The organism is Acinetobacter sp. TWP2-2-3, from assembly GCF_049896445.1.
Lineage (GTDB): Bacteria > Pseudomonadota > Gammaproteobacteria > Pseudomonadales > Moraxellaceae > Acinetobacter.
Map to the genome: position 1 here is coordinate 199,466 of NZ_JAFCUI010000004.1, position 17,913 is coordinate 217,378.

Consider the following 17,913-nt stretch of genomic DNA (forward strand, 5'->3'; position numbering starts at 1 on the left):
TTTAATATTGCATCGCTAGAAGCGTAGCTGAATTGAAGCTGCTACAATTCAGCTATATGATCGGGTACTCCCCATTGACCTAGCTTTAGATTTGCCAGGCTTTAGAAGGCTTTGCCATAATATGCTGTATACAGAAATCCCAACTCAACGCCCTGTAACACCGTTGCTTGATGCGATCAATCATCCTGAGCAACTGCGTGCACTCGAGCAAAGCCAGCTGGAACAAGTGGCGGATGAGTTACGTCAATTCATTTTGTATGCTGCCGGGCAAAGTGGCGGACATTTTGGTGCCAACCTCGGTGTAATTGAGCTCACCGTGGCCTTACACTATTGCTTTAATACGCCACATGATCGCCTGATCTGGGATGTAGGTCATCAGGCCTATCCGCATAAAGTGTTGACTGGTCGTCGTGAACAGCTCACCACCATTCGTGCCAAAGACGGTCTGGCAGCGTTCCCGGCTCGTGAAGAATCTGAGTTTGATACTTTTGGGGTAGGGCATTCTTCGACGGCAATTTCTGCTGGCCTAGGTATGGCGCTTGCACGTCGTTATCAGAATAATCCGTGTGAAGTTGTGTCAATTATTGGCGATGGCGCCATGACGGCAGGTATGGCTTTTGAAGCCTTGAATGATGCCGTGGCACACAGTGCTGATCTGATGGTGGTGCTGAACGACAATGATATGTCGATTTCTTGCAGTACCGGTGGTTTTGCCAAACATCTGGCTGCCATTTGGGAGCGCGGTGAGTTCGTTAATGTTACCGAGCAGGGTGAGGCATATGTACAGCCACATCCAGAATGGTTGTATAACTCGCGTTTGCACAGTGCAGCGACCGATGCTGCAGATAACTTATTCCAAGCCATTGGCTTTGACTATTTTGGCCCGTACGATGGTCATGATGTCAAACAGCTGGTGCATGTCTTTAATGCGCTGAAAAAGCGTAAAGGCCCACGCCTGATTCATATCTATACTAAAAAAGGCAAAGGCTTTGCTCCGGCAGAATCCGATCAAATCAAATATCACGCGATTAGCAAAATCAACGCCGTTGCCGCCAGCAATACTGCACCGAAATATTCGGATGTATTTGGACAATGGCTTTGCGATGAAGCGGCACAAGATGCCCGTTTGCTCGCAATCACACCTGCGATGTGCGAAGGCTCAGGCATGGTCAAATTTGCCAAAGAATATCCAGAACGTTTCTTTGATGTCGCGATTGCCGAACAGCATGCGGTTACCTTGGCTGCCGGTATGGCTTGTGAAGGCTTGAAGCCGGTGGTTGCAATTTACTCGACTTTCCTGCAACGCGGTTATGATCAACTGGTACATGACGTGGCTTTGCAGAATCTGGATGTTACTTTCGGTATTGATCGTGCCGGTCTGGTTGGTGAAGATGGCCCGACGCATGCCGGTGCTTATGACTATGCCTATATGCGTACTATCCCGAATATCGTGATCATGGCGCCGAAAGACGAAAATGAATGCCGTCAAATGCTGCATACAGCGTATTTGTATCCAGGGCCGGCAGCGGTACGTTATCCGCGTGGCAATGGACTGGGCGTCGATATCCAGCAAAAGATGATCGAGATTCCGATCGGTCAGGCGGAAATTGTGGCCAGCTTTAATGGGCAGTATGATGAATATATTTCTATACTGGCATTTGGTAGCCGGGTACAGGCTGCAGTCGACGCTGCTGAAGCATTTGCCGTGAAACATGAGATTGGCGTGCGTGTGGTTAACATGCGTTTTGTCAAACCACTGGATACTCAAATGCTCGATGATCTCGCTTTAAGCACCAGTCTGTTTGTCACGGTGGAAGAACATGCAGTGATGGGCGGTGCAGGTAGTGCCGTGAATGAATATCTGGCAGAAGCACAGATTGTCAAACCGATGTTGAATCTGGGTCTGGATGATACGTTTATGGCGCAAGCGACCCATGCACAGATGTTGCAGCAAGCGGGTCTGGATACGCAAGGCATTGAAAAATCGATCAATCAGGCTTGGTCCAGCCTGGGGCAAAGCATCTTGTCATAAGTTCTTAAAAATTTTAGACACATTTTTCCCAAAAAAGCCCCGATATTTGCTAAGATATCGGGGCTTTTATGCATTATTCTTTATCAGTGTCTTCAAATTTGTAGTGGGTGTTCAATGGAACCTATGGTGGTGATGGCTGCGCGTGCGGCTCAGTTAGTTGGTCAAGAGCTTTTAAAAGCGCATCAGAATCGTCATAAACTCGATCTACAAGTCGAAGAAAAAGGAATTGATGGTCCGGTAACGCGTGTAGATCGTTATTTGGAACAGTTGACCATCGATACCCTACGTAAAAGCTATAAAAATCACAGTTTCCTTGGTGAAGAGTTTGGCTATCAGGAAGGTAAAGGTCATGACGCCGATTGGTGTTGGGTGATCGATCCGCTAGATGGTACTTTAAACTTCATTAACGGTTTCCCGCATTTCTGTATCTCTATCGCAGTTCAGCACAAAGGCATTACTCAACACGGGGTGATTTATGACCCGGTGAAAGATGAGCTATTCTCTGCCAGTCGTGGTCGTGGTGCCATGATGAACCAGCGCCGTATTCGTGTGAATGTTAAAGACAGCCTGGAAAATACTTTTATGGCTGTTGGTCACGCTTATCGTGCCAAGCGTAATGGCGAAGTTGTGTCTTATGCCAAGAACCATTTTCAAACCCTGTTAAATGTAACTGAAGCTGGCGCGCAATATCGTCGTTCAGGTTCTGCAGCATTGGATTTAGCCTATGTTGCTGCAGGTCGTTTCGATGGTTATTTCGAACTTGGTTTAAAGCCTTGGGATATCGCAGCTGGCGAATTGATCGTAAAAGAAGCAGGCGGTACTGTAGTTGATGCACGTGGTGGTAGCGACTCTATGGAAAATGGTCAAGTTTTGGCTTGTTCAATGAAAATGCTTAAGCCTTTAATGCAAGCAGTTGTTCCTGCTTGGGGCGAAGCAGCAAAATAATCGGGTTTAGATGAATCAGATCTAATATTGAGAAAAGGCGTCCTTCGGGATGCCTTTTTTATGCACGGAAATTTAAGTCGCGAGAGACTGGTATAGGGGTATTGATGTTTGCTTGAATACTGGAAATATCAGGTGAATTGGCGAAAAGTGACTTTTTATACCATCTGTTACATTTTTTATTATATTTTAAGTATTAGAAATATATAGATAAATTGTGAATAAGGAAAATTAGTTTTAAAACTTAATGACATTGTGAAATATTCTGCTATAATTCTGCCACGCACTTAATTTCTGTTCTTTACCTGAACACTATCTTCTAATCATTGTATGCGCGTGCTGTCCATAGAGAGGACATATCCTTCGCGCCCCAATCGCTTAAGCGATTCCTTCAGGTTTGCGGCCGTAATCATGCGTGCGTTATATCCACATCGTCGTTACTCGGATCGCTGCTGAATCCTAATATTTTCAGCATTATTTGCTGTGCCGCTTTTTGCCGATGTCCATAATTGTTATTTATTAAATGGAGCACCCACTTCAGGGTGAATACTCTCTATGAGCAAAACTTTTGCTGATTTTTCCCTCGACGAATCTCTAACACAGGCTCTCGACGCTTTAGGCTTTACTACTCCTACTCCTGTACAAGAACAAGCGATTCCAGCTGCGCTTGAAGGCAAAGACCTTCTTGTGTCAAGCCAAACAGGTTCTGGTAAAACTGCTGCATTCTTACTGCCTACGTTAAATGCGTTGGCAAACCAAGATACATTAGTACCGTTTAAAGACCGTATGAAAGCGGTTACTCAACCGAATATTTTGGTGATTTCACCGACTCGTGAATTGGCACAACAGGTATGTCAAGACGCAATCGCATTTGTACGTCACATGAAAGGTGTTCGTATTGCAGCAATCATGGGCGGTATGCCTTTTGGTAAACAAATTCAACAGTTGAAAGGCGCGCAAGTTGTTGTTGCAACTCCAGGTCGTCTACTTGACTTGGTGAATCGTCGTCAAATCAAATTGGATAAAGTTGACGCGTTAATCGTCGATGAAGCTGACCGTATGCTTGACCTGGGCTTCTCTGAAGACTTAGAAGCAATTGGTGAGTTGGCTGCAAACCGCAAACAAACTCTTATGTTCTCTGCGACTTTTGCACCACGTATCATTACACTTGCAGAACGCATGATGAATGATCCAATGCGTATTTCGATCGAAACTGGTCACTCTACAAATACTGATATTACTCAGACTTTGCATTGGACTGACGGTTTCGAGCACAAGAAAAAACTTCTTACTCACTGGTTGAACGAAGAAGACGTTGATCAAGCAGTTGTATTTGCGTCAACTCAAGAAGACACAGATATGTTGGCTGAAGAACTTGCTGAAGCAGGTCTATCAGTTGTAGCGCTTCACGGTGCTATGCCACAAACTGTTCGTAACCGTCGTTTACGCAGCATCCGTGAAGGTCGTGCGAAGATCTTGGTTGCAACTGACGTTGCAGCGCGTGGTCTTGACGTACCAACTATTTCACACGTCATCAACTTCGGTCTTCCAATGAAGAATGAAGACTATGTACACCGTATCGGTCGTACAGGTCGTGCGGGTCGTACTGGTAAAGCCATTACTTTGGCGACTTACCGTGAACGCGGTAAAATCCGTGCTTTAGAAGACTTCCTTGATGCGCGTCTAAACGTATCTGAAATTGAAGGTCTTGAGCCATCTCCACCTCCTGCACGTGGTAGCCGTGATGGCGCTGGTCGCGGTCGTGGCCGTGATGGTGGTCGTCGTGATGGCGGTCGTGGTGGTTTCGGTGGCGGTCGTCGTTTTGAAGGCGAAAGCAACTTCAAACGTCGTGAAGGCGGTGATGATCGTCCACGTCGTAGCTTCGATGACAAACCTCGTGGCGAACGTCCGGCATTTGGCGAAGATCGTCCACGTCGTGACTTTGGTGATCGTCCAGCTCCACGTCGTGAAGGCGGTTTCGGTGATCGTCCACAACGTTCGTTTGATGACCGTCCAAAGCGTGACTTCGGTGATCGTCCAGCTCCACGTCGTGAAGGCGGTTTCGGTGATCGTCCACAACGTTCGTTTGATGACCGTCCAAAGCGTGACTTCGGTGATCGTCCAGCTCCACGTCGTGAAGGTGGTTTTGGTGACCGTCCTCGTTCTAATGATGACAACCGTGGCAACCGTGTAGATTATAAACCAGCTCGTGAAGGCGGTTATGGTGATCGTCCAAAACGTGATTTTGGTGATCGTCCTGCTCCACGTCGTGAAGGCGGTTTCGGTGATCGTCCAGCGCGTTCATTCGGTGATGACCGTCCAAAGCGTGATTTCGGTGATCGTCCAGTACGTCGCAACTTTGATGACAAGCCACGTGGTGAACGTTCGTTCGGTGGTGAAGATCGTCCACGTCGTAAATTTAACGACTAATTCAGTCGCTAGATGAAGATAAAAAACCGGTAGAAATACCGGTTTTTTTATGCATTGAGTTTTTTGCTTTTTAACGTAAAATGTCTACTAAATCATATTTTGTCAGGGTTATGATAATTATTAATATGAAAAGCTTAGCTCTTCGATCTCAATTGATAGAGGTGTATATGCCATATATCGCATTGACTTTGATTTTGTGTAATATTATCTATTATTTATACAGTCTTTTTAATTAATCAATGTACCTGACTAAATCTTAAGTGCATATTTTTATTATAAAAAATACGAAACAATCCATTATTGTCATTTTTTTATGATATTAAACCATCTTTTTCAACTGCTAACATTTTGAACTTCGTTCCTTTATAGTATGCATGCTGAAAAAATGCAGGAATAAACTCAGCTATGAAAAATCAAACAGCGCGAGATACTCAATCTCTGATTGAAGTCAAGAATCTAAGCTTCAAGCGGGGTGAGCGCGTGATTTATGACGACGTGAGTTTAAATATTCGTCGTGGGCAGATTACGGCCATTATGGGACCATCCGGTACTGGTAAAACCACCTTATTAAGACTGATTGGTGGGCAACTGGTTCCTGAGCACGGTCAGGTTTTATTGGACGGCAAAGATATTGCCACGATGTCACGTTCCGAACTTTTTTCAGCACGTGCACGGATGGGTATGTTGTTTCAGAGCGGTGCTTTGTTTACCGATATGAGCGTGTATGAAAATGTCGCATTTCCGATTCGGGCACATACCAAATTGCCGGAACATCTGATTAAGGAAATCGTGGCACTGAAGCTGGAATCAGTCGGTTTACGTGGTGCAGAACAGATGATGCCATCTGAACTATCCGGTGGTATGAACCGACGCGTGGCTTTGGCCCGTGCGATTGCGCTGGATCCTGAGCTGATCATGTACGATGAACCCTTTGCCGGACAAGATCCGATTGTGATGGGCGTTTTGACTCGTCTGATCCGTTCATTACGTGAAGCACTGGACTTAACCACGATTGTTGTCTCGCATGATGTTGCAGAAACTTTATCGATTGCAGACTACATCTATGTGGTGGCAGAAGGCAAAATTCAGGGCGAGGGCACTCCGGCAGAGCTGAAAGCGCATCCGTCTGCTTTTGTACAGCAATTCCTGACCGGTTCGGTAGAAGGTCCGGTGGATTATCAGTTTAGTCATCAAGCTTATTTAAGTGATGAGGTTCGTTCATGAATGCAATTGCCGCATTAGGTAGACGCGTTATTGAACGTGTACAGGGGATTGGGGTCGCAACCCTGATGCTGTTGCAGATTTTATTTTCCATACCGACCTGGCTTGGCGTAAAGCTGTTTATTTATCAGATGTATCGGGTTGGGGTATTGTCCCTGCTGATTATTGTGGTTTCTGGCCTGTTTATTGGGTCTGTGCTTGGTTTGCAGATGTTTAGCATCTTGTCGACCTTTGGTAGTGAGTCGATGCTAGGAACAGCAGTCGCGCTGACCTTGCTGCGTGAACTGGCACCTGTGGTCGCTGCTTTGCTGTTTGCAGGACGTGCCGGTTCAGCCTTGACTGCGGAAATTGGTCTGATGAAAGCCACTGAGCAATTGTCCAGTATGGAAATGATCGGCGTCGATCCATTAAAACGGGTAATTTCGCCTCGTCTTTGGGCAGGGATTTTTAGCTTGCCAATGCTTTCCGTCATCTTTGCCGCAGTCGGGATTATGGGCGGCAAAATGGTCGGGGTGGATTTTCTGGGTGCCGATGAAGGCGCTTATTGGAGCGGCATGGAAAGCAGTGTGCAATTCTATAAAGATGTCTTGAACGGCACCATTATTAAAAGTTTTGTATTCGCATTAATTTGTACCTGGATTGCGGTGTATCAGGGCTATGCCTGTGTCCCGACATCAGAAGGTATTGCAACTTCTACAACGCGTACAGTCGTGTATTCTTCGCTGTGCGTTTTAGGCTTTGACTTTGTGTTGACTGCGGTCATGTTCGGAGGTGTTTAATGAAATCACGTACTAGTGAGCTGGCCGTTGGTGTTTTTGTTATTTTGTTTGGTATTGCCTTATTTTTCCTGGCGATGCGTGTCAGTGGCCTGGTCGGACACAATATTTCCGACAGCTATAAAATGACAGCGACTTTTGAAAATGTAAATGGGATCAAGCCGCGTGCCAAAGTGGCATTGAGTGGTGTGAAAGTGGGGCAGGTGGATGACATTACCCTGGATCCAGTGACGCGTCTGGCAACCGTGCATATGACCCTGGATGGCTCATTGACCTCATTTAATGCTGAACAGTTAAAGCAGGTTCAGCAGGAAGCACTGGAAGAGTTACGTTATAGTTCGGACTATACTGCGGCTGCACCTGCGCAACAAAAAGACATGGAAAAACAACTGTTAGCTAACATGAAATCCATCACCAATATTGATGAGGATGCTTATATTATGGTAGCGACCAATGGGTTATTGGGTGAAAAATACCTGAAAATTATTCCAGGTGGTGGTCTGAACTATTTGAAACGTGGTGATCAGATTGCCAATACCCAAGGCACCATGGAAATTGAAGATTTAGTGACGAAGTTCATTACTGGCGGTGCCGGTAAATCGTCGGATAGTCAAGAAACTACCCCAGAACAGGCGACAGTTTCAGAATCGACTGATGCAGAACCTGCATTTGTTGAATAATAGATTGAGGAGATTTCAGTGAAAACTTTAGTAAAACAAACGCTTGCAGCAAGCATTCTTTCCACAATGGTTGCTGGTACAGTGTTTGCTGCACCGTCTGAAGCACCACCTGCTTTTATTAAAAAAGTGGCAGATGGTTTGATTGAGCGCCTCAAAGCTGATAATGCAAAATTGCAGAACAATCCGGCGCTGGTAAAAGCGATTGTCCGCCAGAATCTGGATCCATACATTGATTCACAGTCTTTCACGCGTATTGTGATGGGGACTTATGCGACGAACCAGTATAGTACTGCTGCACAGCGCGCGCAGTTTGAAAAGAATTTCCGTGAAACGCTCATTGAAAATTATGGTTCTGCATTTTCCAAGTTTAGTAATCAGACCTATAGCGTGCGTCCATACAAGGCCAGCAACAGCAAAAACCCTGTTGTAACCATCGACTTTAATAATAAAGGCGAGAAAATTCCGGTAGCGTTTCAGCTGGTGGACAAAGGCTCACAATGGAAAATCCGCAACATCAACGTATCGGGTATCGATCTAGGTTTGCAATTCCGTAACCAGTTTGCTGCGACAGTAAAACGTAATGGCGGTAATATAGATAAAGCTATTGCTAACTTCAAACCGGATGCAGAAGCTGCAATCGACAAGAACAAGAAATAATCAGATAGGTGAGCCGTGATTGTATTCAAGGATCAGGAATTGCAGGTTTCAGGCAAGATTGACTATGCCAATGCGCAGGACTATTACCTAAATGGTCTGCGTGTGGTTCAGTCACAGAGCAAGTTTCCGCTTGTGGTTAATCTAGCTGGGCTTGAAAGTGGTAGTACTTTGGCTTTGGCAGTATTGGTGCGCTGGTTGCGCCAGACGCCTCAAGCGCAAGGACTACAGTTTAAAGCTGTCCCTGCTAAAATGATGAATATCATTCAGGCCTGTCATTTACAGGATGATTTACAGATCATTCAGTAAATAAAAAAAATAAAAAAGCACCGAAAGGTGCTTTTTTTTATTGTTGATACATTTTAAAAGTAAATTCCTTCCTTTATCAAAAGGACGTTAGGAAGGATTAAAATATGACCTCACCCTAACCCTCTCCTAAAAGGAGAGGGAACTTCCTCTCTAAATTTATGGATAGAAATGATATTTTTAAAAACTACTATCTCAATAAATATTGGAAGTCCTCTCTCCCTATGGGAGAGAGTTAGAGAGAGGGTGAAGAAATTAAATCCACTTCTTCCATCTAAAGTAAATCAATGGCCCGATCAAAAAGCCGATCAAAATAATACTGACCATAATGAAGCTCATGGAGCCTTGTGCAAAAGGCAGAACTTCGGTATTCATGCCATAAATACTGGCAATGAGCATCGGCGGTGCAAGCATACTTGGCAGGATCGAGAATCGACGAATCGTATCGTTCTGTTCCGTGTTAATGAATCCGGACGTGGTATCGAGCAGGAAGCGCACTTTCTGGAACAGGAAGGCATCATGCTCCACCAGCGAGCGCACATCTTCACTGAGTTCTCGGATATCCGCATCATAAATATGACTGCCCAAGGCGCGTGGACGAGACAGGAAAGTCAGAACACGACGTAAATCGATCAGACAGAGCTGCGCTTTACCAAGCATATCTTCCAGTTGAGCTAGCCGGGTAATCATGTCATCCAGATCGAGAATCTGCTCGCGATGGCGGTTATTCAACACTTCAGTTGAATATTTCTCTAAATCTTTATGTACATCTTCCAGAATGTCGGCCAGCTCATCCAGTTTGGCTTCGAGCAGGCCCAATAAAATCCAGGTCGGATCTTTATAATCGATTTCATAATCATTGCGGCGCGCACGGGCACGGAAGGCACGAAAGGCCACCAGCTTTTCGCCACGCAAGGTAAAAAGACGGTCCTTATGCAGAATGAATGCTACGGTTTGTACCGTCGCCAGCATGCTGGATTCATCTTCGTTTTCATTCTCGACCTGATAGTTTTTATTTTTGGTTAAAAAATAGGTGCTGATATGCAAAATACCGTCATCATCACGGTAAAATCGGGCACTAGAGGAGATATCTTCCAGCGATTTTAAGGTCGGTAAGTTTTGCGCATAGGCATCTAGAATCCATTGCTGCTCTTCTTGTGAAGGTGCAATCAGATCAAGCCATACTAAATCTGGATGCAGGTCGAAATCACCATTAATCGTGATATCTTCTAAGCTACCGCGCTCTGTGGCGTAAAAGGCTTCAAGCATGCTGTCTTTTCTCCCTGGCGCAGTATGTGAATTGGAATGGGTGTATTTTAGACAAGGAATTGAATAAAAACACTGATATTAAGCAGTTATTTTTGGAAAAAGCGCGCTTGCAGCGATTTCGTACAATATAGCGTCAATTGGAGAGTGAAATGATGAATTCTATTGCAATTTTTTGTGGTTCAGCACTGGGCTCGGATCCTCTCTATGCCCAGATTGCCGAAAAGGTTGGCCAAACCTTGGCAGCAAGGCATCAGACGCTGGTCTATGGCGGTGGTCGTTCTGGCTTGATGGGAATTATCGCTGATAGTGCTTTGGCTGCTGGTGGCAAGGTGATTGGCGTAATTCCAAGACAGCTGGTCAATCGTGAGCTGGCGCATCCGCATATTACCGAGCTATTTGTGGTCGATAATATGCATGAACGTAAAACCCGCATGTCGGAACTGGCACAGGGATTTATTGCCATTCCGGGTGGTGCTGGAACCCTGGAAGAAATTTTTGAACAATGGACCTGGGCACAGTTGGGAATTCATAAAAAGCCTTGTGCTTTTTTAAATGTAGATGGTTTTTACGATGATTTACTCAAATTTATCCATATGACGACTGAGAAAGGTTTTACCAAAGCGCGCTTTAGCGATGCTTTAATTGTGAGTGATAATCTGGATGATATTTTGCGCCAGTTTGAAAGTTATCAGCCGCCTGAAGCGAAATGGGGTATGGTCGATCAGACCGATCTTGTAAAATAAGCTGTCCACAGCATGATTTGTAGAAAATAAATGAAAGTGATTACGGTGGCTGCAGCCATTATTTTAAATGAAGCGCAGCAACTGCTGGTGGTTCGTAAAAAAGGGACGTCCTGCTTTATGCAGGTTGGTGGCAAGCTGGAGCCAAATGAAGCACCAGAAGCAACGATGTTGCGTGAAATTCAGGAAGAAATTGGCACACAGGCACAGATTCAGCAATTCATTGGGCGTTTTGAAACCCAGACGGCGAATGAACCAGATCATCAACTGGTGAGTTATGTCTATTGGGTAAGTCTGGATCAAGCACCAAAAATTGAAGCGGAAATTGCCGAAATGAAATGGGTCGATCTGGATGAAAAAGAGCTACGACTCGCACCCTTGACCACTGAAATTGTGATTCCTTGGGTGAAGTCGCAGTTACTCGCCCAAGCTTAAATTTTCAGATTTGAGCACCTGCCAGACAGGCTGCATAAACTTTTTGACAGCCCAGTTGTTCAAGTGTTTGGCTCAGTGCTCGAATCGAGCTGCCGGTCGTCACCACATCATCAATAATCAGCACCCGACGGTAACGCAGCTTGGAAATGGTACTGATCTGGAATTGTGATTGGATGTCTTCAATCCGCTCCAGCCGGCTTAGGCCCTTTTGCGAGTGTTGTTTCATTCGTCGAACAGGTTGCCAGATGGGTACATTCAACTGTTTTGCCACATGTTTGGCCAGCACTAGAGATTGATTATAACCGCGCTCAGCCAGACGCTCATTCGAGATCGGCATCGGTATTATCGCACTGACTTTAGGTAGGTCTAAACTTAACAGCACACCTGCCAGTAAATTTTGCAAATGCAGCTTCTGTTCATATTTAAACAGTTGAATCAGCCGGTCCATCGGGTAAGCATAGTCGCAGGCAATCTGGAACTGCATTTCCTGCCGTTGAATGGTTTGATGTGCCCAGGGTAATTGTCGCCAGCAATCTTCACAGACTGAATGAATGGACTGATGATCGGTCAGACAGAGCTGGCAGGGCTGTAAGCGGGTCAGCCAGGATTTTCCATGTTGCAGTAATTTAAACATAGGCATAGCGCGGTGCTTCCGGTAGCCAGCGTTGCAATAATGCTTCGGCCTGATCGGGATAATCCTTGAGCATCTGCTGAGCCACATAATGTGCCTGATTGAGCAGGTGATCATCACGTTCAAGTTTGGCCACACGGAAATTCATGTCCCCGGTCTGTTTGGTCCCGAGCAGCTCACCCGGGCCACGTAACTCCAGATCTTTCTCGGCAATCATAAAACCATCATTGGTTTCGCGCATGATTCTTAAACGTTCCTGACCATTTTGCGAAAGTGGATGCTTATACAGCAGGGCACAGAAGCTGGCTTTGGCGCCACGACCGACCCGGCCACGTAGCTGATGCAATTGAGATAGACCCAGACGCTCGGCATTTTCAATCACCATAATGGAGGCATTGGGTACATCGACGCCGACTTCGATCACGGTGGTGGCAATCAGGAGCTGTAATTCATTATTTTTAAATTGCTGCATTACCGCCTGTTTTTCATCGGCTTTCATCTTGCCATGTACCAGTCCGATATTCAGCGCAGGAAAGCGCTCGCGAATTTCGGCAAAGGTCGCTTCTGCGGCCTGAGCATCCAGGGTTTCGGACTGTTCTACCAGTGTACACACCCAATATGCCTGCTTACCTTCAGCACAGTTGCTGGCAATCCGTTGCAAGACTTCTTCGCGTCGATCTAATGGAATGGTCACGGTCTGAATCGGGGTACGGCCCGGCGGCAGCTCGTCAATCACCGAGGTATCCAGATCACCATAGGCAGACATGGCCAGTGTGCGGGGAATCGGAGTCGCAGTCATCACCAGTTGATGCGGAGACATACCATCTAGCCCTTTATTTCTGAGAGCAAGGCGCTGATCCACACCAAAGCGATGCTGCTCATCAATAATCACCAGACCCAGTTTGGCAAACTCGACATTTTCCTGAAACAGGGCATGCGTTCCGATCACCAGATGGGCGCTGCCATCCCGAATCACCTGTTCCGCTGCGGCACGGGCTTTACCTTTTTGCTTGCCGGAAAGCCAGGCCACATTTAAGCCCAAAGGCTCAAACCAGCGTTTAAAATTCAGATAATGCTGCTCGGCCAGAATCTCGGTCGGTGCCATCAATGCAACTTGCCAGCCTTCTTCCAGTGCATGGCAAGCTGCGACACCAGCCACTAGGGTTTTACCCGCGCCGACATCGCCTTGCACCAGACGCAACATCGGTTTATTGCTTTTTAAATCCTGCACGATTTCTCTGGATACACGTTTTTGCGCACCGGTCATTTCAAAAGCCAGACTGGCTAAGAGCTGTTTGGCATAGGTTTTACTGGGCGCAAATGAAGGCGCTTCGACTTGCTGAATAAAGGCCCGACGTGTCAATAAACTGATCTGATGCGCCACCAGCTCTTCAAAGATCAGGCGTTGCTGTGCAGGATGCGAGCCTTGTGCCAGCTGCAGCATATTGGCGTTGACTGGTGGATGATGGATATATTCCAGTGCCTGTTTCAGCGCATAACCGTTACTAAATTTTGCTGGCAGCAATTCAGGCAGATGGTCGCTATACTGAGCCAAGGCCTGCTGAATATAATCCCGTATTTTTGGCTGGGTCAGACCTTCAGTCGCCGGATAAATTGCCGTGAGCTGGGTTTGAGGTAAAGGTGTGTCCTCAGTAATGACTTGCAGTTCGGGATGATACATTTCCAGACCGCGCGCACCGACCCGCACTTCACCAAAAATTCTTAAACGGTTACCCAGTTTGCAGCGGTCAGTAATACCTTTATAGATATGATAAAAACGTAAAGTAACCTTGCCAAAATCATCATCCAGCAGCACAGCCATAGATTTGCGTTTACCGGGTGGAAAATCTACACCTTTAACGATCCCTTCCAGCAGATAACTGCGTCCCACGCTCAATTGATTCATGGGAATGATCGTGCTACGGTCTTCATAGTCACGTGGTAGATGAAAAAGCAAATCATCAGTATTGAAGATATTTAGTTTTTCGAGTAATGCAGCGGCGGCATTGCCAACGCCTTGTAACTGATGGACTGCAGCCATGTCCCCTCAACCAGATTTGTGATTCGGTGCTCAATGCATATTTTATTTACCGGTTATGGTAAAACATCCCGACGTGTGGCTAAACAACTATTTGAGCAAGGTCATCAAATTAGCACAATTAGCCAGAGTCCCAAAACAGATTCATTCGCAACTCATCTGATTCAGGATGTGCATCAACTGGATTTAACAGCAGTTACACCGATTGACTGGGTCTATGTATTACTTAGTCCAAAACAAAGTACGGTTGAAGGCTATCAGCAAACCTATCTGGATTCTGTTCAGCCTATTGTGGCTGCCTTGAAACAGCATCCGGTGAAACGGATTGTGGTGGTGTCATCCACCCGGGTCTATGGGCAAGATGCCGGTGAAATCGTAGATGACGAAACTGAAATTCACCCGAATGATGCTCAGAGCAAAATCTTGCAGCAGATGGAGCAGGCTTATTTCACTGCTTATCCTGAGAAATGTACCATCATTCGTCCAAGTGGGATTTATGGAGCATCGGTAGAACGCCTACAAAAAATGGCCGCCTCGATGTTGAGATATCCGAATCTGCACTGGTCCAACCGGATTCATATTGAAGATTTATCACGTTTCTTGTCACATATGATTCACGTGGAACATCCGGAATCTTCTTATATTGTGACCGATAACCAGCCAAAATTATTGCATGAAATATTGCAATGGTTCCAACAGCAGCTGGGACTTCCTTTGTTGCAAGTAGAAAGTGAGCAGGTGACAGGTAAGAAACTTTATGCGACTCGAATGCAGAAAATGGGATTTGAGTTAGAGCATCCAGATTGTTATGAGGATTATTTGGAGTTGATGGGAAAAAATAATCCCTCCTAGCCTCCCTTTTTAAAGGGAGGAATCCCCCTCCTTTTCAAAGGAGGGGTTAGGGGAGGATTTTATTTAAAAGACCTCTCCCTATCCTCACTTGCACTTCGTTTTAAAAGCCGTGCTTTAAAACTCGCTCAGGAGAGGGAATACTCATATTTAAATAATGGCATTAGCTTTCCAATTTTCACTTCTTATAAATTCTTAAATAAAAAGAGAGGCCTTAGCCTCTCTTTTTATTTAATTTAAACTTACTTCTTTTTCCGCTTCGCGCGTTTCTTGGCTTGTTCAGCTGCAACCGCATCGAGGGCTTCTTTCAGTTCTTCATCCGTAAAGTCGGTGATGTGGTGCAGCATTTGTAGCTTCACTTCATCCAGTACCAAATCTGCATATTGAGCCACATTGGTTAGCTGCTCATCAAAGACAATCGCATTGTCTTCATTGGTACACAGATAACCTTTTTGGGTTAAGACTTTAATAAAGCTCTGGAATAGGGCTTTGTCGAAGAACTCAGGTGAGTTGAACTCATATAGCACAGACAGGCGTTGACCAACCAGGTAACTGAGCTCTTCGACCTGACGGGTCGAGATATTGCCAGAACCACGTTGGGTAATCAGTGCCAAAGTCATGTAATAACGTTCCAGACTTTGAGTTACGGGCGCAGCCAGAATTTCAAGCTGATGATGCGCTTCCGTATTCGGTGCCGGTGCAATCAGGTTTTCACCATCTTGTGTAATCAGTTTCGAGGCAATTAAGCTGTCAATATGCGCATTCACTTGATCCTGAATTTCATCTTCATGCCATTTTAAGAACAGTTCGGCTTTGAGGAATGGATACAGGGTACTACTGATATTCACGACATCATGACGGCGAATGGTACCGTTATGTTCAACTAGGGCGGCTATCAGGGAGGGCAGCACAAAAGTGTGCACAATATTATTGCGGAAATAGGTCAGCAGAACGGCCTGATTGTCTTCAATGGCAATGATATCGCCCAGTACATGCTTGACTCGCTTGATCAGTTTCAGCTTCATTGCATAGGCAATAATTTCCTTGCCAGAAAGTGGCGTCACCTGCATGCGCTCATCATAAGGCAGGGCAGCCAGCAAGGTGCGATAGGTATCTAGCTGTTTGATACAGATCTCTTCATCCAGCGTATGTTTCGGCGTAGCCAGCAAGATTAAAGATAATAGCGATACTGGATTGATTACGACCGCACTGTTGATGTTTTCCAGAATGGCTTGTGCCGAGCTATTCACTGCATCAGAAACCGCTTGTGGAATCGGATCGTCATTCTTTTCGATTTTGATATTTTCTGCGCCATGCTGTTTCAGAATGTCATCCAGAAATACCGGGTTCCCGAAGTTCAGGTGTACCTTGCCGAAAATGCGTTCAATCTTGCGCAGAGTTTTCAAAATGCCGAAAATAGACTCGGCTTCTTTCGGCTTGCCACTCATTTCACCGACATAAGTGCCACCTTCCATCAGGCGTTCATAGCCGATATAAGTCGGCAAAAATACGATCGGCTTAGATTTGCCACGTAAATGACCATGCACGGTCATCGCCAGCATCCCGGTTTTTGGCGGAAGCAAACGACCGGTGCGTGAACGGCCGCCTTCAATAAAGTATTCCAGCGGGGTATTACGTGACAGGACGCTATACAGATATTCTTTAAACACCGTGGTATACAGCGCGTTGCCGCGGAAAGTACGGCGAATAAAGAAGGCACCGCCACCACGTAAAATCTGACCGACAAAAGGCATATTCAGGTTATCGCCCGCAGCGATATAAGGCACCATCAGACCACGACGATAGATCACATAAGACAATAATAAATAGTCGATGTGGCTACGGTGACATGGGGTATAGACAATCTCGTAATCCTTGGCCAGTTCCCGTACGGTACTGAAGTTATGCACTTCCACGCCGTCATACAGTTGCGTCCATAAGCGGGTCAGGGCTTTGTCGGCAAAGCGTACAGTCGAGTGAGAATAATCGGAAACGATTTCGTTCAGATAACCGATGGCACGACGTTCAGATTCCAGCATCGAGATTTTGCTACGAATACTGTCATTGCGAATCGCCGCCTGTACATCTGGTGACTTGATCAGGCCATGCATGACATTACGGCGGTCGGACAGGTCCGGCCCGAGAATGACTTCGCGCTGACCATCCAGGTAATCATTTAAAGTGCTGACAATATAGGTGGCCGGCGCTGAATTTGGATGCGTCTCTTTGGCAAAGTTAATCAAGGTGCGTAAAGACTGCGGTTCATGAAACTCTAAATAAGACTGGCGACCATGCAGGCCGATATTGACCAGTTGCTTGACCCGGCTTGGTGTAGACCAGGTATCGGTAAATAAAAGCTTAAACCAGGAATCTTCTTTCTCAGGTTCACGTCCCCAAAGTACTGTTACCGGAACCAGTTCGACATCCAGCTCAGGATGCTGTTCCAGGATTTCAATCAGACGTAACAGGCGCGGTGGAAACGCATGTGGCGGTGAACTCAACAGGTTATTTTCATCATGATGCTGTAAAAACAGTACCGATGCTTTTTCCTTATTATTGCCCAGTTGCATTGGATCAAGTGCAGCCGGCAATTTTAAGCGTCGCGTTTCTGCATCGACCACCAGTGCATTACTGCGCGAATGGTTCTGTAAAACGTAGCAGACCAGCTTTCGCGAGTCTGTTGCAGTCTGATCAGATTCAGGCGCTGTCACTTCACTTGGTACTTCCCCAAGAACATGAGGGGTAACCACAAGATCAAGTAACTTACTTGAAAGCTTGCGATACATTTGACCAAAGCCATTCTTGGACATAGCTGCTCCTAATTTTACTGACCAAAACCACAGGACTTCTGAGGGAATTTATTTTGCGGGTTTCTAAAGCGAAACAATATATCTTTTTTTAACAACTTCA

Annotated in this window: 15 protein-coding genes; 11 read left to right on the plus strand and 4 right to left on the minus strand. The window is 45.8% G+C overall.

Annotated features, from left to right (window positions below; all coding sequences use genetic code 11):
• Positions 1-121 precede the first annotated feature (121 nt).
• The 8 genes from dxs (at position 122) to ACP7AK_RS08005 (ending at position 9,044) form a co-directional block, all read left to right on the plus strand.
• A complete protein-coding gene (gene dxs, locus ACP7AK_RS07970; RefSeq protein ID WP_425879464.1) occupies positions 122-2,032 on the plus strand; it encodes a 1-deoxy-D-xylulose-5-phosphate synthase in 1,911 nt (636 codons plus the stop codon).
• A 114-nt stretch (positions 2,033-2,146) separates the two neighbouring features.
• A complete protein-coding gene (locus ACP7AK_RS07975; RefSeq protein ID WP_004281534.1) occupies positions 2,147-2,977 on the plus strand; it encodes an inositol monophosphatase family protein in 831 nt (276 codons plus the stop codon).
• 552 nt (positions 2,978-3,529) lie between these two features.
• The gene (locus ACP7AK_RS07980; protein WP_004281533.1) at positions 3,530-5,404 is read left to right on the plus strand and encodes a DEAD/DEAH box helicase; all 1,875 of its coding nucleotides are present in this window, start codon (positions 3,530-3,532) and stop codon (positions 5,402-5,404) included.
• A 405-nt stretch (positions 5,405-5,809) separates the two neighbouring features.
• Positions 5,810-6,628 carry an ABC transporter ATP-binding protein gene (locus tag ACP7AK_RS07985; protein WP_191111855.1) on the plus strand — a complete coding sequence of 273 codons (819 nt, stop codon included), beginning with the start codon at positions 5,810-5,812 and terminating at the stop codon, positions 6,626-6,628.
• Entirely contained in the window at positions 6,625-7,404 is a 780-nt protein-coding gene (gene mlaE, locus ACP7AK_RS07990; protein ID WP_005108586.1) for a lipid asymmetry maintenance ABC transporter permease subunit MlaE, read from the plus strand. The genes ACP7AK_RS07985 and mlaE overlap by 4 nt, the downstream gene beginning before the upstream one ends.
• Positions 7,404-8,081: an outer membrane lipid asymmetry maintenance protein MlaD gene (locus tag ACP7AK_RS07995; protein ID WP_195725547.1), complete on the plus strand. Its 678-nt coding sequence runs from the start codon at positions 7,404-7,406 to the stop codon at positions 8,079-8,081. Before mlaE ends, ACP7AK_RS07995 begins: the two co-directional genes overlap by 1 nt.
• Positions 8,082-8,099: 18 nt before the next feature.
• Positions 8,100-8,738 carry an MlaC/ttg2D family ABC transporter substrate-binding protein gene (locus tag ACP7AK_RS08000; RefSeq protein ID WP_004281529.1) on the plus strand — a complete coding sequence of 213 codons (639 nt, stop codon included), beginning with the start codon at positions 8,100-8,102 and terminating at the stop codon, positions 8,736-8,738.
• Between the two features lie 15 nt (positions 8,739-8,753).
• Complete coding sequence (locus tag ACP7AK_RS08005) at positions 8,754-9,044, plus strand: STAS domain-containing protein (RefSeq protein ID WP_004281528.1); 291 nt, start codon at positions 8,754-8,756, stop codon at positions 9,042-9,044.
• A gap of 252 nt (positions 9,045-9,296) precedes the next feature.
• Here the strand turns inward: ACP7AK_RS08005 and ACP7AK_RS08010 are convergent, their stop codons facing one another.
• Entirely contained in the window at positions 9,297-10,310 is a 1,014-nt protein-coding gene (locus tag ACP7AK_RS08010; RefSeq protein WP_004732304.1) for a CorA family divalent cation transporter, read from the minus strand.
• 152 nt (positions 10,311-10,462) lie between these two features.
• Between ACP7AK_RS08010 and ACP7AK_RS08015 the strand changes: the two genes are divergently transcribed.
• Positions 10,463-11,053 (plus strand): TIGR00730 family Rossman fold protein, encoded by a 591-nt coding sequence (locus ACP7AK_RS08015; RefSeq protein WP_004732303.1) that lies wholly within the window; start codon positions 10,463-10,465, stop codon positions 11,051-11,053.
• A gap of 30 nt (positions 11,054-11,083) precedes the next feature.
• Positions 11,084-11,485 (plus strand): NUDIX hydrolase, encoded by a 402-nt coding sequence (locus tag ACP7AK_RS08020; RefSeq protein WP_004732301.1) that lies wholly within the window; start codon positions 11,084-11,086, stop codon positions 11,483-11,485.
• Between the two features lie 4 nt (positions 11,486-11,489).
• Here ACP7AK_RS08020 and ACP7AK_RS08025 read toward each other — a convergent pair whose 3' ends face one another.
• Positions 11,490-12,125: a ComF family protein gene (locus ACP7AK_RS08025; RefSeq protein WP_005263771.1), complete on the minus strand. Its 636-nt coding sequence runs from the start codon at positions 12,123-12,125 to the stop codon at positions 11,490-11,492.
• Positions 12,112-14,157 (minus strand): ATP-dependent DNA helicase RecG, encoded by a 2,046-nt coding sequence (recG, locus tag ACP7AK_RS08030; RefSeq protein ID WP_253112368.1) that lies wholly within the window; start codon positions 14,155-14,157, stop codon positions 12,112-12,114. The genes ACP7AK_RS08025 and recG overlap by 14 nt, the downstream gene beginning before the upstream one ends.
• Before the next feature lie 33 nt (positions 14,158-14,190).
• Between recG and ACP7AK_RS08035 the strand changes: the two genes are divergently transcribed.
• Complete coding sequence (locus ACP7AK_RS08035) at positions 14,191-15,006, plus strand: NAD-dependent epimerase/dehydratase family protein (protein ID WP_425879471.1); 816 nt, start codon at positions 14,191-14,193, stop codon at positions 15,004-15,006.
• Positions 15,007-15,245: 239 nt separating this feature from the next.
• Here the strand turns inward: ACP7AK_RS08035 and plsB are convergent, their stop codons facing one another.
• Positions 15,246-17,813 carry a glycerol-3-phosphate 1-O-acyltransferase PlsB gene (gene plsB / locus ACP7AK_RS08040; protein WP_425879473.1) on the minus strand — a complete coding sequence of 856 codons (2,568 nt, stop codon included), beginning with the start codon at positions 17,811-17,813 and terminating at the stop codon, positions 15,246-15,248.
• Positions 17,814-17,913 lie beyond the last annotated feature (100 nt).